The sequence below is a fragment of the Bacillus sp. CD3-5 genome (assembly GCF_006349665.1).
Classification (GTDB): domain Bacteria; phylum Bacillota; class Bacilli; order Bacillales; family Bacillaceae_G; genus Bacillus_A; species Bacillus_A paranthracis.
Genome location: NZ_VEPX01000016.1, coordinates 1 through 19,774, shown reverse-complemented (window position 1 = coordinate 19,774; position 19,774 = coordinate 1). Strand labels below are relative to the sequence as shown.

Annotated in this window: 21 protein-coding genes; all 21 read right to left on the bottom strand. The window is 38.9% G+C overall.

Translation table 11 applies throughout. From position 1 onward, the window contains the following. Positions 1–20: 20 nt before the first annotated feature. Positions 21–455: a 3-hydroxyacyl-ACP dehydratase FabZ gene (gene fabZ / locus FH036_RS23135; RefSeq protein WP_000931959.1), complete on the bottom strand. Its 435-nt coding sequence runs from the start codon at positions 453–455 to the stop codon at positions 21–23. Between the two features lie 421 nt (positions 456–876). After that, positions 877–1,878: a rod shape-determining protein gene (gene mreB / locus FH036_RS23130; RefSeq protein WP_000457987.1), complete on the bottom strand. Its 1,002-nt coding sequence runs from the start codon at positions 1,876–1,878 to the stop codon at positions 877–879. Positions 1,879–2,039: 161 nt separating this feature from the next. Next, positions 2,040–2,312 carry a sporulation transcriptional regulator SpoIIID gene (gene spoIIID, locus FH036_RS23125; RefSeq protein WP_000544012.1) on the bottom strand — a complete coding sequence of 91 codons (273 nt, stop codon included), beginning with the start codon at positions 2,310–2,312 and terminating at the stop codon, positions 2,040–2,042. A gap of 304 nt (positions 2,313–2,616) precedes the next feature. Next, the gene (locus FH036_RS23120; RefSeq protein WP_000008905.1) at positions 2,617–2,751 is read right to left on the bottom strand and encodes a hypothetical protein; all 135 of its coding nucleotides are present in this window, start codon (positions 2,749–2,751) and stop codon (positions 2,617–2,619) included. A gap of 141 nt (positions 2,752–2,892) precedes the next feature. After that, entirely contained in the window at positions 2,893–3,798 is a 906-nt protein-coding gene (spoIIQ, locus tag FH036_RS23115) for a stage II sporulation protein SpoIIQ (RefSeq protein ID WP_139896263.1), read from the bottom strand. 161 nt (positions 3,799–3,959) lie between these two features. Further along, positions 3,960–4,664, bottom strand: coding sequence for an ABC transporter permease (locus tag FH036_RS23110; protein ID WP_044791940.1), 705 nt, complete (start codon positions 4,662–4,664; stop codon positions 3,960–3,962). Continuing rightward, positions 4,664–5,506 (bottom strand): ABC transporter ATP-binding protein, encoded by an 843-nt coding sequence (locus FH036_RS23105; protein WP_139896262.1) that lies wholly within the window; start codon positions 5,504–5,506, stop codon positions 4,664–4,666. The genes FH036_RS23110 and FH036_RS23105 overlap by 1 nt, the downstream gene beginning before the upstream one ends. Before the next feature lie 181 nt (positions 5,507–5,687). Next, positions 5,688–6,695, bottom strand: a complete 1,008-nt coding sequence (locus tag FH036_RS23100) for a LytTR family transcriptional regulator DNA-binding domain-containing protein (protein WP_139896261.1) — start codon at positions 6,693–6,695, stop codon at positions 5,688–5,690. A gap of 98 nt (positions 6,696–6,793) precedes the next feature. Then, entirely contained in the window at positions 6,794–7,813 is a 1,020-nt protein-coding gene (spoIID, locus tag FH036_RS23095; protein WP_000672636.1) for a stage II sporulation protein D, read from the bottom strand. Between the two features lie 208 nt (positions 7,814–8,021). Next, positions 8,022–9,326 carry a UDP-N-acetylglucosamine 1-carboxyvinyltransferase gene (murA, locus tag FH036_RS23090; RefSeq protein ID WP_000411263.1) on the bottom strand — a complete coding sequence of 435 codons (1,305 nt, stop codon included), beginning with the start codon at positions 9,324–9,326 and terminating at the stop codon, positions 8,022–8,024. 39 nt (positions 9,327–9,365) lie between these two features. Further along, positions 9,366–10,070, bottom strand: a complete 705-nt coding sequence (locus tag FH036_RS23085) for a YwmB family TATA-box binding protein (protein ID WP_000767902.1) — start codon at positions 10,068–10,070, stop codon at positions 9,366–9,368. A gap of 51 nt (positions 10,071–10,121) precedes the next feature. Then, a complete protein-coding gene (locus FH036_RS23080) occupies positions 10,122–10,358 on the bottom strand; it encodes a DUF1146 family protein (RefSeq protein ID WP_000940742.1) in 237 nt (78 codons plus the stop codon). A gap of 212 nt (positions 10,359–10,570) precedes the next feature. Next, complete coding sequence (nuoN, locus tag FH036_RS23075; RefSeq protein WP_341871046.1) at positions 10,571–12,085, bottom strand: NADH-quinone oxidoreductase subunit NuoN; 1,515 nt, start codon at positions 12,083–12,085, stop codon at positions 10,571–10,573. A 7-nt stretch (positions 12,086–12,092) separates the two neighbouring features. Next, positions 12,093–13,595, bottom strand: a complete 1,503-nt coding sequence (locus FH036_RS23070; RefSeq protein WP_139896260.1) for an NADH-quinone oxidoreductase subunit M — start codon at positions 13,593–13,595, stop codon at positions 12,093–12,095. After that, positions 13,592–15,454, bottom strand: a complete 1,863-nt coding sequence (gene nuoL / locus FH036_RS23065) for an NADH-quinone oxidoreductase subunit L (protein WP_044791929.1) — start codon at positions 15,452–15,454, stop codon at positions 13,592–13,594. Before nuoL ends, FH036_RS23070 begins: the two co-directional genes overlap by 4 nt. A 29-nt stretch (positions 15,455–15,483) precedes the next feature. Then, entirely contained in the window at positions 15,484–15,798 is a 315-nt protein-coding gene (gene nuoK, locus FH036_RS23060; RefSeq protein WP_000100078.1) for an NADH-quinone oxidoreductase subunit NuoK, read from the bottom strand. Next, positions 15,791–16,315 carry an NADH-quinone oxidoreductase subunit J gene (locus tag FH036_RS23055; RefSeq protein ID WP_001012800.1) on the bottom strand — a complete coding sequence of 175 codons (525 nt, stop codon included), beginning with the start codon at positions 16,313–16,315 and terminating at the stop codon, positions 15,791–15,793. The genes nuoK and FH036_RS23055 overlap by 8 nt, the downstream gene beginning before the upstream one ends. Beyond that, positions 16,312–16,731 (bottom strand): NADH-quinone oxidoreductase subunit NuoI, encoded by a 420-nt coding sequence (gene nuoI, locus FH036_RS23050; RefSeq protein ID WP_000677191.1) that lies wholly within the window; start codon positions 16,729–16,731, stop codon positions 16,312–16,314. Before nuoI ends, FH036_RS23055 begins: the two co-directional genes overlap by 4 nt. 25 nt (positions 16,732–16,756) lie before the next feature. After that, positions 16,757–17,758 (bottom strand): NADH-quinone oxidoreductase subunit NuoH, encoded by a 1,002-nt coding sequence (gene nuoH, locus FH036_RS23045; protein WP_000573418.1) that lies wholly within the window; start codon positions 17,756–17,758, stop codon positions 16,757–16,759. After that, the gene (nuoD, locus tag FH036_RS23040; RefSeq protein ID WP_000621452.1) at positions 17,758–18,858 is read right to left on the bottom strand and encodes an NADH-quinone oxidoreductase subunit NuoD; all 1,101 of its coding nucleotides are present in this window, start codon (positions 18,856–18,858) and stop codon (positions 17,758–17,760) included. Before nuoD ends, nuoH begins: the two co-directional genes overlap by 1 nt. A gap of 4 nt (positions 18,859–18,862) precedes the next feature. Next, positions 18,863–19,774 (bottom strand): NADH-quinone oxidoreductase subunit C (locus tag FH036_RS23035; protein WP_139896259.1); only part of this gene is annotated, 912 nt, incomplete at its 5' end.

Below are 19,774 nucleotides of genomic sequence, written 5' to 3'. Positions count from 1 at the left end.
AGAATTTTTTTAATTCACATCTATTCTTTTTTATCACCAATCGCAAATGTAATTTCAGCTTCACATGCAACTTCACCATCTACTGTTGCGATTGCTTTTCCTTTTCCGATTGGACCACGTACACGCGTCATTTCTACTTCTAGACGAAGTTGATCACCTGGACGTACTTGTTTTTTGAAACGACAGTTGTCGATACCTGCGAAGAAAGCAAGTCTTCCGCGGTTTTCTTCTTTCTTTAATACAGCAACTGCTCCAACTTGTGCCAATGCTTCTACAATAAGTACACCAGGCATAACTGCGTAGTCAGGGAAGTGCCCGTTAAAGAATTCTTCATTTGCGGATACATTTTTAATTCCAACCGCTCTTTTTCCTTCATCTACTTCTAATATTTTATCAACAAGTAAAAATGGATAACGGTGAGGAATGATTTCTTTAATTTGTTCTATATTTAGCATATAACAATCGCTCCTTTTGTAATATTGGTCTTACCACTTGGACATATTGTTTATTATCCCATTTTGTTTATTGTTTGTCATTATAAAGTGAAACTTTAACACCTACTATAAAAAAATGCATACACTCTATTCTCTTAAAATAGCTGCATATACTTGCAACTGACACGGAGGTAGAAAAGAGTGTATGCCCAGATTAGGGAAAGGCAATATGTATTTGAACATGATTTGCCTTAATGTCGTATTCGACTCATTATATTATAAACGTTTTCAAATACGGAAATATTAAATTTAACCATATATATGAATATTTTACCTATATTCTTCGTTTTTCTTTATTTTTCTTCTATTTTCTCAAAAAATCGAAATAAAAAAATAAAAATACAAAAAAAGAACTAAGGTTTACACCTTAGTTCCTCTCATTTTATCGTAAAGCACGCTTTGGTAATCTATCGATATTCTCTAACATAATACCTGTACCAACCGCAACGCAGTGCATTGGGTTTTCAGCAATTAATACTGGTACTTTTAGTTCTTCTGCTAGAAGCATGTCAATGCCGTGTAGTAAAGCTCCACCGCCTGTTAGAATCACACCGCGGTCGATGATGTCCGCTGATAATTCTGGTGGTGTGCGCTCTAGTACGCCTTTTGCAGCTTGTACAATAACTGCTGCATTTTCTTTTAATGCTTCTGTAATTTCTTCAGAGCATACTGTAATTGTACGTGGTAAGCCTGTTACCATGTCACGTCCGCGAATTTCAAGCTCTTCGCTACGTGCACCTGGGAATACTGTACCAACTTTAATTTTAATATCTTCTGAAGTACGTTCTCCGATTAATAGCTTATACTTACGTTTAATGTAGTTTAAGATCTCCATATCAAACTTATCGCCAGCCATTTTGATAGAGGAAGAGGTAACAATATCACCCATAGATAGTACAGCGATATCCGTTGTACCTCCACCAATATCAACAACCATGTTACCGCTTGGTTGGAAGATTTCCATACCAGCACCAACTGCGGCTACTTTTGGTTCTTCTTCTAAGAATACTGTTTTACCACCTGAACGTTCAGCAGCCTCACGAATTGCTTTTTGTTCTACTGATGTGATATTTGTTGGACAACAAATTAAAATGCGAGGTTTTGAAAAGAAGCTCTTTACGTCCAATTTGTTAATGAAATACTTTAACATTGCTTCTGTAATTTCGAAATCTGCGATTACACCATCTTTTAGTGGACGAATGGCTACAATATTACCAGGCGTACGTCCCACCATACTTCTTGCTTCTTCACCTACTGCTAATACTTTACCTGTGTTACGATCAATAGCAACAACAGATGGCTCATTTAATACAATACCTTTACCTTTAACATGGATTAATACGTTAGCCGTACCTAGGTCAATTCCGATATCTCGCGCAAACATTCCCGTTTTTTCCTCCTCGATATTCAAAATCAGGTTACACCCGAATTCTTTTACACCTAATTTCTGATTTTATCATAAATTTAACAGAAACGTAATATTCGCAAAAAGAATTCTTCTGAAAAATATTACCGAATTGAAACGGAATGTTCACGATTGTACCTTTATTGACGTACCGGCTTTTCTACATCTTCTTTTCTATACTTCTGCTTTGTTGCTTCTCCGCCTCTTAAATGACGAATAGACTTATGATAATCAAGAATTTCTTTCACTTCATTTGCGAGCTCTGGATTAATTTCTGGTAGACGTTCTGTTAAATCTTTATGGACTGTACTCTTTGATACCCCAAATTCCTTTGCAATGACACGCACTGTCTTTCTTGTCTCCACGATATACTTACCAATCTTGATAGTTCTCTCTTTGATGTAATCGTGCACACCACTCGCCTCCCTAAATTGGATGTGAGAAGTGTGAAATGAGCTTCGCTGCATACGACTTAGAAGTAAGTGTGAGTGCTGTTTGTAAGCGTTAAACATTCTTGGATTTATAATGAAATGATTCACGATTTCTCACCTCAAACACTCTCTTTGCTTTGGTTTATACCATTGTATTGCCCGCACTACTGATATATGCTACATGTTCACTATTTTTGCGGACTAAGTTAAGAAAAATTACGTTTTTTTGTGAGAAATACGTTAACAGTGACTATTTTGACAAAAAAATGACACCTTATATAAGGTGTCATTCTTCTCGTTCAAACTCTTCTTCTAACAATTGATGGTGGGGAACCTCTTTCTTACTGGCAATGTAATAATATAAAGTGAATAAAACAAACAATAAAATAATAGCAGTCGACAGAACAAACAAAAATGACACAGTATCCCCTCCTTTTTGTAATATATATTCGAGAATCTCGTCATTTTTCCTTGTTATTGCAACTTTTTTCTCGAAATTGAGTATTTTTATATGAAAATAAAAAAATCAGCTCTCCTAGTGAGAACTGATTTTTTCACTTTCTTATTCTTGTGAAGAAGAACTATTAGATGATTCTGTAGAACCATTTGTTGATTTTTCTTCTTTCTTCGGTTCTTCTTTTTTGTCACTAGTTGAACCGCTAGTTGATTTCTCATCTTTTTGAGACTTGTCTTCTGTTTTACTTTCTGGTTTCGTGCTCGTTGACTTTTCTTCTTTTTGAGATTTGTCATCAGCTTTTTTACCAGAAGCGTTCGTTGCCTTTGCAGCACCTGCATCAGCTTTAATTTCTGCTATTGACTTATTTAAGTAGCGCTCAGGGTTCACAGCCACATTGTCTTTACGTACTTCAAAGTGAACGTGAGAACCTGCTTCTTTATTCATTGCACTTAGACCGGATTTTCCTAATACTTCACCTTGTACAACTCGTGCACCTTTTTCTACTTTTACACTGCCTAAGCTTTGATAAGAAGCTGCTACACCATTTCCGCTATCAACTGTTACAACATAACCAAGAAGCGAATCTTTTTCCGCTTTCGTTACTGTACCACTTAAAGCAGCTGTAACATTGAATTCTTTTCCATTCTTCGCAGCAATGTCAATTCCTTTGTTCGGGGAATATGTGTTGTTATAAAAGACAAGTGCTTTTTCTTGTTCCGCCTCAGTTGCTGCATCTTCATAGAACTTCTTCTGTACAACTACTTCCGCATTAGCAGGAGCTGGCATTTTCACTACTTCTGAAGACTTCGTTACTGGTACTGCTGGATCTTCCGTTTGTGTATACGGCGTTGCTTGATCTTGGTTCGGAGTCTTCTTCGGATTAGCTCCTTGGAACCATAGCGCAACCATTAAAATTACCGCTGCACAAGCAATGTATAGTGCCGGAAATACCCATCTTTTTTGAAATAAATGTACTACCTTTTGCGACTTTTTATTATTTCTTCCTCGCATTCCATCATCACCTCAGCAATCATTTTGAACAATATTCACGCATCCTATACAACGTATAACTAATTACTTTTCGACAAAATCTGTAAAAATATGTATAGGAATTGTAAAATTTCCGAGGAAATGATAGAAAAAAGAAAAAACTGAGCGTTTTGGCTCAGTTTTTAATCTAATTGTTTCTTTTTATACACGATTAAACATGCAATAAGTGAAATAATAAGCCAAGCTCCAACATTTATCATATGCCCACTAATACTACTAAATCCTGCACCCTCTACTAAGCTTTTAATTGCCTTTTCAAGATGAGATGTTGGAAGATAACTAATCATTGTCTTAATGACTTTATTTTCAACCATTGGCTCAAATTGTACAGCTAAATACATCGTCATTAATATCGGCATTCCAATTAGTGATGTTTGTGGGACAGACTCAGCTAGTAATCCAATCATTGTTCCAATTAAAGTAAATAGAATTGTTCCACATAAGAAAACAAATGCTAGTAATAAGAAATTTCCACTTAATTGATCCAAAATGAATAAGTTTACAATAGAAATACCTAACGTTAAACATGCTGTTAATATACTTTTCCCAAGAAGAACTTCAACAGAAGAAGCTGGCGATAGCATTAACACACGTAACGTATGCTTTTCTTTCTCTTCTGCAATTACCATTGATTGAACAAACCCTGCAACAAATAGAAAGGCCATTAAAGTAATAATGCCAACCCCTGCCTGTCCTTCTCCAAATCGGCTAAATATGAATGCAAATATAATTGGTAAAGATGCCATTAGCAGCACTTGTGAATTTGTCTTAAAATCTTGTACTTCTTTTCTAAAAATAGCTGATACACGTCTCATTGAAAATGTCATTATAATCCCCTCCCAGTAACTTCAATAAAGATATCGCCTAGCGTTGGTTCGTGTGAGTGAATGGATAGTAATTCACCTTTTTTCATCCATTCTGAAATACGTTTTGCACCTAATTCATCTTTTTGTACCGTTTCTTTCTTCTTATCCTTTAACACGACTTGTATTTGATCTTTCGCGTATTGTAAGCGAAGGTTCTCCGGTGTATCAAGCGCTACAATTTCTCCGCCGCATAGAAAGGCAATGCGGTTACAAAGCGTTTCTGCTTCGTCCATGTTGTGCGTCGTTAAGAAAATCGTCGTTCCTTCTTTATTTAAGTCTTTTAAGATTTTATGAATGTTTTGTACGTTTACTGGATCAAGTGCAGATGTTGGTTCGTCTAAGAAGAGGATATCTGGTTTATGAAGGATTGCTCTTGCTAGTGTAACGCGCTGCTTCATTCCCTTTGATAGTTTTTTTACTAATGTTTTTTTATCATCTAATAAGTTCACTTGCGCTAATACTTCATCGATTCGTTCTTTTTTGCAATCATATAAGTCACAAAATAATAGTAAGTTATCATAAATGCTAAGTCTTTCATATAAACCACTGTTGTCTGTTAAAATACCAATTCGTTTATAATCGATGCTGCTTGGCCCTGTAATATCTTTCCCTAATACTTTTACCGTTCCAACGCTATGAAGTAATTGAGAAGTTAATATTTTTACTGTTGTCGTTTTCCCAGATCCACTCGGTCCGAGGAATCCAAAAATTTCTCCTTGCTTCACTTCAATATTTACATTTCGAAGTGCTGTTTTTTCGTTGAAACTTTTCATTACATCTTTCATTTCAATTGCCAATGTCATCTCGTCATCCCCTTTGTTTTTTTCTTTTATAGATGAAAGTCGCTTTAGCGCTTTTCGTTTATTTGTTTCGCTTTTCTTGACTCAATCATATGAAAATCAAAGGGTTTACGCAGTAAAATACCGGTAAAAGGAGTATTTTTACCGGTGAATGAATCGTATTTTGAGCTTATTGGAGCACTTTTTATAGCCCAATCACGCTTTTTAATTCATCCATTCGTCCTTTTGAAAGCGGGATTGAACTTTTTCTTTCATCGTCTAAAATTAAGCTGAAACTGTTACGAGTCCAAGTAATCACTTCTCGCACCCTTTGTAAATTCACAAGGTAAGAGCGATGACATCTAAAGAAACCAAAACCTGTTAATCTCGCTTCTAGTTCACTTAATGTTAATGCGCATACGAAATCACCTTCACGAACGTGAATATGGGTTACTCCGTTTTGCGTTTCAATGAAATGGATTTCCATTGGGTCTAATAAGATGATTTTATCGTTTACTTTCGCTGGTATTCTTTCTAACTTCATTTGCGGAATCATTTGAACGACTTTTTCTTCATCAACCTCTTCTGCTTCCTCTTGTTCAATCTCTACTTTTTTCACACCATCATTGTTTAATATGTATACATCTTCTGTTAACGAAAGGGCATCAGATAGGAAAGATGACGTAATAAAAATCGCCTTTCCTTGCTCTTTCATTTTCATAATTGCTTTTCGAATCATAATCGTACTCTCTGTATCTACATTTTGCTCTGGTTCTTCCAAAATAACTAAATCTGGATTATGAATCATAACTCGCCCAATATGAAGACGACGTTTCTCTGAAAATGATAGTTTTTCTATTTTAACGTTTAATTTATCTAAGAGGCCGACATATTGTACAACTTCTTCTATACTCATATTTGATTCATACAGCCCTAATAAAAACTTATAGTATTCCTTTACCTTCAAACGATCATATGCTTCATCTTTCAAAAAACAAAAGCCGATGCGAGAATAATTTCTCTTTCCAATCGCTTCACCTTCAAATAGCACATTGCCAGTTGAAGCTTCTTCCTCACCAATAATAATGCGGTGCAACACTTTAGCTGTATGGTTATTACATTGCAAAACAACACATTTCCCCTTCTCAACCTTCAGTTCAACTGCCGGTAACTGGTTCGTCTTACCTAACTGTTTCAACTCCAGTAACGCCATTTTGTCTCCCCCAAATACTTTTTATCTTATTATACCAAACAATTAATGGAAAATTATGATATTTTAAACAAAAAGCAGGTGCCAGGAGACCCTGACACCTACTTCTTCACCATCAACTTACCTTCATAATCGTTCATCGTCTTTATTTCAACGCCTTTATAGTAATGAGCGACGATATCTGTATATTTCTTGCCTTCTGCTGCCATGCCGTTCGCTCCGTATTGGCTCATACCAACGCCGTGGCCGAAGCCTTTCGTCGTAACGATGATTTTATCCCCTTGTTGTTTCCATGTGAAGTCGGAAGAGCGTAAGTCTAACTTTTCACGAACTTCCTTTCCTGTTAATGTTTTCCCTTGAAATGCTACATCCTTTACGCGCTTTCCTTCCGTAAGATCTTTAATATTTCCAACTTTCCCGTCTGCTAGCACTTTCACACCGAGACGTTTTTGAAAGTCAGCTACGGTAAAGGTTTGCTCGCTCGTAAATTTCGGAGAGGCTTGATCCCACGGGCTATCTACACTCTTTAAGTACGGATAATCATTTCCCCAGTAATCGGCTGCATTTTCTGTCCGGCCATTACTCGTTGAGAAGAATGATGCTGAGATTGGCTTTCCGTCATACGTTAAAACTTGTCCTGCGGTTTTCGAAACAGCTTCTTCGATTTTCTTCAAATTATTTTCGTAGTTATTGCCCCATTGTTTTTTCAATTCTTCTTTGCTTTTGTACACTTGATCTTTCACCGTATCTGTCACGTCCGCATTGTTTTTCTTACCTCCGCTTAGCATACGCTGCACGACAAATGTTCTCGCTGCTAATGCCTGCGCCTTTAGCGCCTCTATTTCAAAACTGGCATTCATCTCAGAAGCTACTACACCGGTCACATACTCCTCCATAGGTAATGACTCTACCTTTTTCTGTTTCTCGCGATATACAGCAACTTGAACCGCTGTATCCACTTTCCCTGGAGCTGGTATACTTTCTATCGCTGGAGGAGTTTTAGAAGCTGCTTTTTCCTCTACTTTTGCTTTCGCAAACGGAATCACAAGAGCAGCAGGTACAATGATAACGAGCGCTATGAGAAGCGCTACTGTAATAAAAAGTGGCTTTGAAAATTTCATCTTATTTCCCCCAATATGAAAAAGCTTTACTCCATTCATTCTTATGGAACAACTCTTTCTTTTAGAACATACTTAAGGGGAACCATATAAAACAAAAATTTTCTAAATATTTTTACTGGTACGTGCATAAGTATAGAATTTCTTGACTATAACAGTAATAAGCCCAAAAAAATAGCCTCTATGTCAAAAGACATAGAGACTATTTCAATTAAGCGTGAAGATCAGAAACTTCTTGTTCTTTCACTTCTTCTACTTTTTCGTTTACACGTTCAATAGTTGCACCTAATGCAGCTAATTTCTTATGGAAGTTTACATAGCCACGGTCAAGATGTTTTAACTCAGTTACACGAGTGTAACCTTCTGATACTAAGCCAGCTAAGATTAATGCAGCTGCAGCACGTAAATCAGTTGCTGCTACTTCAGCACCTTGTAAGCTGTTTGGACCGTTCATAATAACAGAACGACCTTCGATTTTAATATCAGCATTCATACGACGGAATTCTTCAACGTGCATAAAGCGGTTTTCAAATACCGTTTCTGTAATCATACTTGTTCCATCAGCTTGTAGTAATAATGCCATCATTTGTGATTGCATGTCTGTTGGGAAACCTGGGTGAGGCATAGTTTTAATATCAACCGCTTTTAACTTATCTGGGCCGATAACACGTACACCTTCATTTTCCTCAATAATTTTAACACCCATTTCTTCCATCTTCGCTGTAATTGAGCGTAAATGTTCAGGCACAGCATTTTCAATTAAGATGTCTCCACCAGTAATTGCCGCTGCAACCATGAATGTTCCCGCTTCAATACGGTCAGGAATAATAGAGTGGTTTGCACCATATAATTTATCAACGCCTTCGATACGAATCGTTCCAGTTCCAGCTCCGCGTACTTTCGCTCCCATCGCATTTAAGAAGTTAGCTAAGTCAACGATTTCTGGTTCTTTCGCTGCGTTTTCAAGGATTGTTGTCCCTTTTGCTAATGTAGCTGCAGACATAATGTTTTCTGTCGCGCCCACGCTTGGGAAGTCTAAATAAATTTTAGCTCCTTTTAGTTCTCCCTCAACGTATGCCTCAACAAAACCGTTACCAACCTGTACTTTTGCTCCCATTGCTTCGAAGCCTTTTAAATGTTGGTCAATTGGACGTGAACCAATTGCACATCCACCAGGAAGTGCAATACGAGCACGACCGTTACGTGCTAATAAAGGTCCCATTACTTGAACAGATGCACGCATTTTACGTACATATTCAAATGGTGCTTCAATGTTTAGCTCTTTAGAAGCATCGATTGTTACTTGGTTATTTTCAAATACGACTTCAGCATTTAAATGACGTAATACCTCATTAATTGTGTATACATCAGACAAAACTGGTACTTCAGATAGTACATTCTTTCCATCACTCGCTAATAGGGCTGCAGCGATTATAGGTAATACAGCATTTTTTGCGCCCTCAACACGCACTGTGCCGTTTAACCGCTTTCCGCCACGGACGATGATCTTTTCCAAATTATTCCCCTCCGTGTCCTTTTTTCAGTATCTATTCACTCAATACTCAGAAGTTATGATCGGTGTGCCAACCACAATTGTATCTTTGTTGTCTGTAGAACGTATTGCTATTTGCACATTTATTTTCTCTCTATTTGTTGAAAGAGCGTCATCCCACTTTTTATTGTATGCGGAGACTGACACAAATGCTCTTTCTTCTATCTGTTCGATCGCTCTTGCTGAAAGATCTTTCAAAACCTGATTGGTTTTATTTTGCAAAACACCTTCAATCTTATCATTCAGTACACCTTGAACACAAGTGTAAATTATAGGTTTTTCACTAAAAATTTTATTCGTTTTCTGAATATACTTCGGGTCCCATTTTGCCCCGCTTACTTCAAAGATAATGAAAGTGTTTTCTTTAGTATTTTCCTTACTCCAAGTTACTACTACTCGTTCTTCATAGGAAGAAAATTTTTTATAGGATGTAGCTTTATATCCATCTGGAGATTGCTCTAATTCCCACTTTTGAATATTCGCCTTATCCTTCACATCGTTTAACAACTTTTGAAACGTATGTATATTAGAAATTGTTTTTGTTTCTCGTGCTAACCATGACCATTTCTCTACTTTAGCATCATTTTTCTCTACAGCTGCGATCATGTTCTCCATCTTCTGTTCATCGCTTATCGGTTTCATCTCTCTATATCCAACCAAAAATAAAACAACACTAAGTGCAACAATAAGAATGGCTTTAAGCTTCAATTTCATCCCCTCCTATCCCCATTGTTAACGGAGATTTGAGGTTCTATACACTTACTTTACTAAATACGTTAAACTCTTTGAATAGCCTAAATAATCAAGGAAAAAGTTACTTACAGATGTCCCAATTGCAATTGTAATTAAGATGAGTAATACTCTCGTCTGCATCACCTTTCCAGGCTTCATTAAACGCTCAATGTGAATACCTTGTAAGGCCCACCACGTAATGGTAATAAACAATAAATGCGAAACGATGGCAATCAGTGCTTGTTGCCCTAAAAGATGTGCCAAAAAACCGACTCCTTTTTACCCAGCTACTACTTACGAAATACTATAAAAACGATACCATAATAAGTAGGAGCCACACTTTTTCAAATACAAATAAGCATCTTACATTTTACATCGTAATTTTCTCTTTAAAAGCGTATACTTATATGCATTTTCAATCGTAATTCACACAAAATAAAAAGCGCAGAGTAACGACTCCACACCTTTTATTTTCACTATTGTACCACGTTCCCTAAGAAGAAGAAATCTTTCATTAATGGAAAATATTCATAAAAGAAATTGTATCCAATCATCGGCATAATCCCTAGTATTACAATCGAAATTGCGCAAAGGCTCATCACAACCTTTATATTGAGTGGCAAACGAATTTTCTCTTCTACTTCTCCTGTACGGAAAAACATTTGCTGTAAAATACGGAAATAATATACGAATGAAATGACTGTCGTCCCCATCATAATAGAAGCTAGTACGTAATGAGCTGGCTCTACATGAAGGGCCCCTAAAAAGATGTTAATTTTCCCAATGAAACCAGCTGTTCCTGGTATCCCCGCTAGCGATAAAATAAAAATCGTCATCACGATCGCTGTAAATGGCGACCTTTTATATAATCCAGTGAAAATGGTCATATTTTCTTTGTCGCTTTGTAAGATTAAGCCGTGGATAATTGCAAACGCGCCTATATTCATAAGCATATATGCAAGCATGTAAAACCACATGCTATCCATCGTAAATGGCGATAATGCTACAAGCGGTACGAGTAAATATCCTGCATGCGCGATGCCTGAATAAGCAAATAAGCGTTTTACGTTATATTGCTTTAATGCGACTACATTTCCAATAATCATCGTAATACTAGCTAGCACAGCGATGTATATGCTCATACGTCCGTATAAAGATTGCATGTCTCCTTGCACCGATACACTTGCAAAAACCATGAGGAACAGACGGATAATGAGTAAGAACCCAGCAATTTTAGAAATCGTTCCAAGAAAAGCAGTAACAGGTGTAGCCGCTCCCTCATACACATCAGGCGCCCACATATGAAACGGCACTGTAGCAATTTTGAATGAGAGCCCAACGAGTAATAGTAGAAATGCAAGAGCTAGCAATAATTGAATGCCACCAGCCAGTTCCCCAGCAAATACCTTTTGTATATCCACAATATTAGTTGATCCTGTAATGCCGTATAAATAACTCATTCCAAAGAGCGTAATTGCCGTTCCAATTCCTCCACTAATGACATATTTCATTGCTGCCTCATTTGATGCACGGTTCTTTTTTCGTATTCCTACTAAAATGTAGGAAGAAAGTGAAAGCAATTCTAAACCGACGAAAAGTGTAATGAAATCAACGCTAGAAGCCATAAACATCGCCCCAAGGAGCGCCATTAAAAATAAGTAATAATATTCTCCCTTATCTTCAATTGGATTTTTCTTATCATCGCTCATTGCGATGCATAAAATGAGGGCAGCACCGCCTAACAACAACGTTTTAAATCCTTTTGAAAATCCATCTAACACAAACGATCCATTTAAAATATCTCCTGCTGATTCGCTATATAGCGTAATTAGTGACACGATTGCTAATACGACCGCCGCGATGGCACCAAGCGCTACGTATCTATGGTTCAGCTTAAAAAACAAATCACATATGGAAAGAAGGATGGCAGCTCCGAGAATAATGAATTCTGGCACCATGAGATGCCATGATAAGCTAAGTAACGTATTCATATCCATCCTACTTCACCCCCAGTGTTTTCAATGTATTTTGAAGCGGATCCCCTAGTATTTCTGGCATTACTCCAATTGCAATAATGCAGAAGATAAGTAGCAAAATCGGGACATACTCCCATCCGTGTATATCAGCTTTCGCTTCCCACTCTTTCTTACCGAATGTTACTTGCAGTGTTGCTCTTAATACATATACAGCGGTTAAAATGATGCCAAGTACTCCGGCCGCAGCAATAACTGGCTCTCCTTGGAATAAACCGAGAAAGGCAAGAAATTCGCTAACAAATCCGGACATCCCCGGCAATCCAAGCGATGCCATTCCTCCCGCTAAGAAGAATCCGCTAAGTACCGGTACACTTTTTGCAAGTCCGCCAAGTGCTGTAATATCCGACGTTCCAAAACGCTGTTCTATAACACCAAGTAAGAAAAAGAGTAAAGCTGCAATTAAACCGTGCGAAACAACTTGGAATAGAGCGCCTTGTGTACCTGGTGCATTTAACGCCCCAAGGCCCATTAATACAATACCCATATGTGAAATACTAGAGTAAGCAAGCACCTTCCGGAAGTCCGTTTGAATGAGCGCCAAGAAGGCTCCGTACAATAAATTGATGACTCCTAAAATCGCAATGAGCGTTGCAACCTCGCGAAAGTATTCCGGGAATAGTCCCTGTCCGAAGCGGATTATACCGTATGCTCCAATCTTCAGTAAAACACCTGCATGAAGCATAACAACAGCCGGATGTGCTTCAATATGTACATTGACCATCCAGCGATGTAACGGGAAAACGGGTAGTTTAATTGCAAAAGCGATCATTATGCTAAGAAACAAGCCGAACTGTAAGCTACTTGAGACAGCCATTCCTCCGCCAGTACCTACACTCGTTAATATTTCTTTAAGCTCTGTAATATTGGTTGTACCTGTTTTCGCAAATAAAACCGAGAAAACGATAAGCAAAATAGCGGAGCCAATACCGTTATATATTAAATAACTATAAGCAGCCTTTTCACTCGACAATTTCCCCCACTTCCCAATTAATAAAAACATCGGTGGCAATGTAATTTCAAAGAAGATAAAGAACAACATTAAATTTTGAGCAGCGAAGACACCGAGCATCCCTATTTCTAACGTGAGTAACAGCATATAAAATGCTTTCAAGTTTCTTTTAATCGTAAATGCTGCAATTGCTGCAAGCATCGCTAGAAGGGCCGTCAGTACCATCATAACGAGCGATAAACCATCAATACCAAGCTCGTAATAAATGGAAAACCACCTTTTATCCACCGCTGCAAAATCCCCAAATTTAATCCATTTCACTTTCTCATCAAATAGGGACAAACTCTTTCCGGAAGCATATGTACAAGCGAGGACGATAGCCATTCCGAATGGAAGCACCGTTCCAAATAAACCGAGCGCTCGCACTGTACGTGATTCTTTTTTCGGTGTTAATGTAAGTAAGAGAATTCCTAAAAGCGGGGAAAAAATGAAGAACGTTAATAACAAATCATTCATCGTAAATCCCCTCCCGTATAGAGCAAAATAATGAAGAGTACTGCAAGTGAAACAGCTGTTACAGTCCCATACACTTGTACATTTCCGTTTTGGAGTCTAGAGCCAATTGCACTTATCCCTTTCACTAAACTCCCTATTAAAACGGCAATTCCTTCGACTACATACACTTCAAATAGGCGAAGCACATGAGCGATTCCTTTCGTAATAGGAAGCACCGTCATATTGTATAGTTCATCCACATAATATTTTTCTTTCAAAAGTTTATAAAGAGGCGAGTCCTCACCACCAGCCCAATCTCTAGCAATAGATTTCTTGCCATATATGACATATGCAAGAGCAATCCCTGTCAAAGAAACGAGCGTCGCAACAATCATAATCCAAACTGGTCCGTGCGCCTCTCGCACTTTAAACGCTACATCTTTCGTAAGCCAATCCCCGAGAAACGTTCCAAACCACGGTGTATTTATATAACCTGCCACGACTGCAAGGACGCCAAGGACGATCATCGGATACGTCATAATGCGGGGCGATTCATGCACATCTTCCTTCGTCTTCGCTTTCCCCGTAAAGACAAGAAAGTATAGGCGGAACATGTAGAATGCTGTTAGGAATGCTGCAAGTATCGCTAAGACGAATAAAACGTAATTGCCGTTCATCCAAGCTGCCGCTAAAATTTCATCTTTACTAAAGAAACCGGAAAGGAGTGGCACACCACTAATTGCAAGTGTACCGATTAAAAATAGCGCACCTGTTACTTTCATCTTCTTCTGTAAACCGCCCATTTTATTAATATTTTGCGTATGCACTGCATGAATGACACTTCCTGCTGCCAAAAATAGTAGCGCTTTAAAAAAGGCATGTGTTGTTAAATGGAACACACCTGCTACATAACCAGCAGATCCTAGTGCAAGCATCATATACCCGAGCTGGCTAACTGTAGAATAAGCAAGTACTCTCTTTATATCCGTTTGTACAAGACCGATGGAAGCTGCAAAGATTGCAGTGAAGGCTCCCACAATTGCTACCGTCTGCATCGCCACCGCACTTGCTGAAAATAACGGAAACATCGTTGCCACTAAATATACGCCAGCTGCTACCATCGTCGCCGCATGAATAAGTGCCGAAACAGGCGTCGGCCCTTCCATTGCATCTGGTAACCACGTATGAAGCGGGAACTGACCTGATTTCCCCATTGCACCAATAAAAATTAATATCGCTGTTATTGTAATCATCGTAGGAGTAAGATCACCCGTATGAATCGCTCTAAATATCGAGTCATATTCAAAACTACCTGCATGCCAGAAAATTAAGATCATCCCAATAAATAAACCGACATCGCCAATACGTGTCATAATAAAAGCTTTTTTCGCAGCAGCCTTCGCTTCTTCTTTAAAGAAATAAAAACCGATGAGTAAAAATGAACCGAGGCCGACTAACTCCCAAAATATATAAAGCTGTAATAAATTCGGTGATATAACAAGCCCGAGCATCGCAAATGTAAAGAGCCCTAAATAAGCATAAAAGGTTGGTAATCTTTCCTCACCTTTCATATACCCTTTCGAATACACATGTACAAGTAAACTCACAAGTGTAACGATAAACAACATTAAAGCCCCTAATGCTGTCACTTCAAAGCCAAATGATATATCAATATCTCCAGCTCTAAGCCATACCCACTTATGCTTCACTGGTACTGTCGAAAACCGTTCTATTAATACAAGTACCGCAAATATAAAGGAGAGAAAGACGAAGAAAATACTAAGTACACTGCTTCCTTCTCTAATTTTCTTCCCGAATATAATTAATAACAAAAACGAAACAAGCGGGAAAAGCGGTATGAGCCATGCATAATCGATCATTGTTTCCTTCCCCCTTTTCGGTCACAATGTTACCCTTTAAGCGTATCCATTTCATCTACATGAACTGTCGTACGATTACGATATAAAGCAATTAAAATGGCGAGTCCTACCGCCGCCTCCGCTGCTGCTACGGCCATCGTAAACAGAGAGAAAATTTGCCCTGTTAAATTTGGGAACAAACCTAATTTACTAAACGCTACTAAATTTAAATTGGCTGCGTTCAGCATTAATTCAATACAAACTAATACAATTACTGTATTGCGCTTCGTTAAAGCTCCAAACAAACCGATGCAAAATAAAATAATCGCAAGCGTTAAATATGCAGAAGCAGGAACGCTACTCATTGGAATCCTCCTCTTTCTCATCCTTCTTCGCAAGAATAATTGCGCCAACAAGTGCTACAAGTAAAATAACTGAAGTTAGCTCAAATGGAATAATATATTTTGAATAGAGAAGTGTACCGATTTGAAGTGTGTTTTTTTCATGGAGAGGTAAACTTCCTTGTGTGCTTTCATTTGCAAAATCAATATTGTTAACAGCGAAATACATAACTGCCCCAAATGCTACAACCGCAAAGAAGATAATCCATTTTCGAAGAGTAAGACGTGATTCATTTTCTGCATTATGTTTCGTTAACATAATTCCAAAAATCATAATAATGGTGATCGCACCCGAGTAAAGTAAAATTTGTGCAACCCCGATAAATTCAGCTGATAAAAGAAAGTACAAACCTGCAATGCTGAGAAATGTCAGAACGAGAGCTAGCATCATATGCATGACTTTCGTTACATTCAACATAAGAATGCCTCCGATAATTGCAGACAAGGATAGTATGAAGAATGCTATAAACTCGCCATTCATGCTTTATTCTCCTTCCTGACGTTTTCGTCGTTTTCATCGAGCCACTGCAAATTTTTAAATAAGTCATCCCGTGAATATTCCGCGAGTTCAAAGTTATTTGTCATAACGATCGCTTCTGTCGGACAAACTTCTGTACATAAATCACAAAGAATACAAATTTCAAAATTAATATCGTACGTGTCGATAATTTTTCCTTTTTTCGTAGGATCCGGATGTTTTTTCCCCGTTAACTGAATACAGTCTGTCGGACAAATATTGGAGCACTGGTTACAAACGATACACTTTTCTGGATAAAATTTTTGAATCCCTCGAAACCGGTCTGGCAATGGCAACGGTTGATTCGGATAATCATACGTCACTTTCTTTTTACTCAAATTGCTTAATGTATATTTTAGTCCTTTAAATAGTCCTTTCATCTCTTACTGGCACCCCCCTCATAGATTAGAAGAATAACTCCTTAATCAATGCCGTTAAGAAAATATTTGCAAGTGCAATTGGCAATAATACTTTCCAGCCAAACTCCATTAACTGGTCACCTCTTATACGTGGAAACGTAACGCGGAACCAAATTAATAGAAAGACTACACTGCTAAACTTTAAAGCAAACCATACGGCACCTGGGATGAATCCAAGGAACATAACTGGATTCCATCCGCCTAAAAAGAGCACAGTAATTAAGGATGCCATCCCGAAGAAATATACGTACTCTGAAAGCATGAAAAACGCCCAGCGAAACCCTGAGTATTCCGTATGATATCCAGAAACAAGTTCCGATTCTGCTTCTGGTAAATCAAACGGCGTCCTATTTAACTCTGCTACCGCCGCGATTAAAAATACGACGAAACCGATTGGTTGCACGAAAATGTACCAAACATTTTCCTGCGCTGCTACGATTTCATTTAAATTTAGGCTACCCGCTAACAAAACGATCCCGATTACACTCATTACGAGCGGAATTTCATAAGAAATCATTTGCGCCGCCGCACGCATCCCCCCTAAAAGGGAATATTTATTATTCGATGCCCATCCTCCGGTTACGACGCCAATCGTCGTAATGCCAGAAACAGCAATGTAATACAGTAAGCCTACGCCAATATCTGCGAACTGAAATTTATCAGTAAACGGGATGACTGCAAGCACCATAAATGCTGGTGCGAACGCAATGACAGGTGCTAATATAAACAACGGTTTATCTGCCGCCTTCGGAATACTATCTTCTTTCAATAATAGTTTTAAAACATCGGCTACCGTTTGCAACAGACCAAACCGGCCCCCGACTTGGTTTGGCCCAATCCGCCCTTGCATAAAACCCATCACTTTCCGTTCTGCCAAAATACCATATGTAACGAAGCCAAGGACTGCAAATAATAGCAGCACCGCTAATCCGAAAAAAATGAAGAAATTCGCCCAGCTAGAAGGTGATTGTAAGAGCGTTTCAATCATCAGCCATCAACCTCCCCAAGTACAATATCCACTCCGCCTAAAATCGTAATTAAATTGGCGATGTTTTCACCTTTCAATAACTTCGGTAAAATTTGCAAATTGTAAAAAGACGGTCTGCGAAACTTCAAGCGGTATGGCTCTTTCTTTCCGTCACTAGCAATATAGCAACCAATCTCTCCTCGCGGCGACTCTATACGGACGAATGCTTCCCCTTTAGGAACCTTAATAATCTTCGGTACTTTCGCAAGTACTGCTCCTTCTTTCGGGAATTGCTGGACAGCTTGCTCGACAATTTTTAACGACTCCTCAATTTCCTTCATGCGGCAAACGTAGCGATCCCAAGCATCCCCCACGCTCCCAACAGGAATATCGAAATCAAAACGGTCGTAAATGGAGTACGGTTCATCCTTGCGAAGATCCCAATTTACTCCGGTGCACCGCAAATTCGCTCCGCTTAAAGAATACGAAATTGCATCTTCTTCGCTATATATGCCAACGCCTTTTACACGATTTAAGAAAATCTCATTGCCACTAACGAGATCATGGTAACCCGTCAATTGCTCTCTCATATACGGAACAAATTCTTCCACTTTTTCAATCCAACCGTCCGGCGCATCCCACTTTACACCGCCGACTCTCATATAGTTAAAAGTAAGCCGCGCACCGCATAATTCGTTTAATAAATTAATAATCATCTCTCGCTCACGGAACGCGTATAAAAACGGGCTGACCGCTCCTATATCGAGAAGATTTGTCCCCCACCAAACGAGATGACTCGCAATCCTTCCAAGTTCCATTGCAAGCACTCGCAAGTATTCAGCTCGCTCTGGGATTTCAAGCCCCATCATCGTCTCTACAGCGTGGCAAATGACGTAATTATTCGTCATAGCCGATAAATAGTCCATCCGATCTGTATAAGGGATAATTTGCGTATACTGTAAGCTCTCTGCGATCTTTTCGGTCCCGCGATGCAAATATCCAATAACCGGTGTAGCTTCTTTAATAATTTCCCCGTCAATTTTAATAACAAGCCTGAACACACCGTGTGTACTCGGATGCTGAGGACCTACATTCAAAAGCATTTCTTCCGTACGGATCATTTAGCTACACCTCCACATCATACGGTTCATAATCTTTTCTAAGCGGATGTCCTATCCAATCATCGGGCATTAAAATACGCGATAAATTCGGATGTCCCTTAAATACAATGCCGAGCAAATCATACGCTTCCCGCTCTGGCCAGTCTGCCCCTTTCCAAAGCGCTGTCACCGATTCTACTTGCGGCGCTTCCCTATCCAGCTTCACCTTTACCGCTACTGACTGTTTCTTTCCATATGAAAATAAATGAACATACACTTCCATATGTGTCACAAAATCCGTCGCATGTAACTCTGACATATAATCAAATGCAAGTGCCTCATGGGATCGCAGTAACTCCATTACTTCATAATATTTTGAGGGCTCCACTACAAGAGTTGGTACATCTTTGGAAAGTTTATTAATGTAGCAATCTACTAAAGCATCCTCTCCTACTTTTCCCTTAATAACTTCAACATACTGATTTAAATACGGTTGATTCACGGATGGCTCTTCCTGCTTCGCTTCCTCTTCCTCCTTACCTTCAGCACCCTTCATCTTCGCCCTTGCAGCCGCTGCCGCTTTTGCCTTCGCCTTTTCATCTCCCGAATCCCCATCACCTTGCGAAGCTTTCTGCTTTGCTAGCGCCGCTGCTTTTGCCTTTGCGGCCGCCACAGCCTTCGCTTTCGCCTTGGCCTTTTCCTCTTCCGTCACTTCTTCTGTTCCTTCTCTTTTTTGCTTCGCTAACGCCGCTGCTTTCGCTTTTGCGGCTGCTGCTGCCTTCGCCTTTGCTTTGGCCTTTTCTTCTTCCGTCACTTCTTCTGTTCCTTCTCTTTTTTGCTTCGCTAACGCCGCTGCTTTTGCTTTTGCGGCTGCTGCTGCCTTCGCCTTTGCTTTGGCCTTTTCTTCTTCTGTTACCTCTTCTGTTTCTTCCCTTTT

What these genes read in the sequence shown, in the direction of transcription:
- fabZ (WP_000931959.1), bottom strand. Translation starts at nt 455, where the DNA reads ATGCTAAATATAGAACAAATTAAAGAAATCATTCCTCACCGTTATCCA.
- mreB (WP_000457987.1), bottom strand. Translation starts at nt 1,878, where the DNA reads ATGTTTGCGCGAGATATCGGAATTGACCTAGGTACGGCTAACGTATTA.
- spoIIQ (WP_139896263.1), bottom strand. Translation starts at nt 3,798, where the DNA reads ATGCGAGGAAGAAATAATAAAAAGTCGCAAAAGGTAGTACATTTATTT.
- FH036_RS23110 (WP_044791940.1), bottom strand. Translation starts at nt 4,664, where the DNA reads ATGACATTTTCAATGAGACGTGTATCAGCTATTTTTAGAAAAGAAGTA.
- FH036_RS23105 (WP_139896262.1), bottom strand. Translation starts at nt 5,506, where the DNA reads ATGACATTGGCAATTGAAATGAAAGATGTAATGAAAAGTTTCAACGAA.
- FH036_RS23100 (WP_139896261.1), bottom strand. Translation starts at nt 6,695, where the DNA reads ATGGCGTTACTGGAGTTGAAACAGTTAGGTAAGACGAACCAGTTACCG.
- spoIID (WP_000672636.1), bottom strand. Translation starts at nt 7,813, where the DNA reads ATGAAATTTTCAAAGCCACTTTTTATTACAGTAGCGCTTCTCATAGCG.
- nuoN (WP_341871046.1), bottom strand. Translation starts at nt 12,085, where the DNA reads ATGAATACGTTACTTAGCTTATCATGGCATCTCATGGTGCCAGAATTC.
- FH036_RS23070 (WP_139896260.1), bottom strand. Translation starts at nt 13,595, where the DNA reads ATGAATGATTTGTTATTAACGTTCTTCATTTTTTCCCCGCTTTTAGGA.
- nuoL (WP_044791929.1), bottom strand. Translation starts at nt 15,454, where the DNA reads ATGATCGATTATGCATGGCTCATACCGCTTTTCCCGCTTGTTTCGTTT.
- nuoK (WP_000100078.1), bottom strand. Translation starts at nt 15,798, where the DNA reads ATGAGTAGCGTTCCTGCTTCTGCATATTTAACGCTTGCGATTATTTTA.
- FH036_RS23055 (WP_001012800.1), bottom strand. Translation starts at nt 16,315, where the DNA reads ATGAATGGCGAGTTTATAGCATTCTTCATACTATCCTTGTCTGCAATT.
- nuoI (WP_000677191.1), bottom strand. Translation starts at nt 16,731, where the DNA reads ATGAAAGGACTATTTAAAGGACTAAAATATACATTAAGCAATTTGAGT.
- nuoH (WP_000573418.1), bottom strand. Translation starts at nt 17,758, where the DNA reads ATGATTGAAACGCTCTTACAATCACCTTCTAGCTGGGCGAATTTCTTC.
- nuoD (WP_000621452.1), bottom strand. Translation starts at nt 18,858, where the DNA reads ATGATCCGTACGGAAGAAATGCTTTTGAATGTAGGTCCTCAGCATCCG.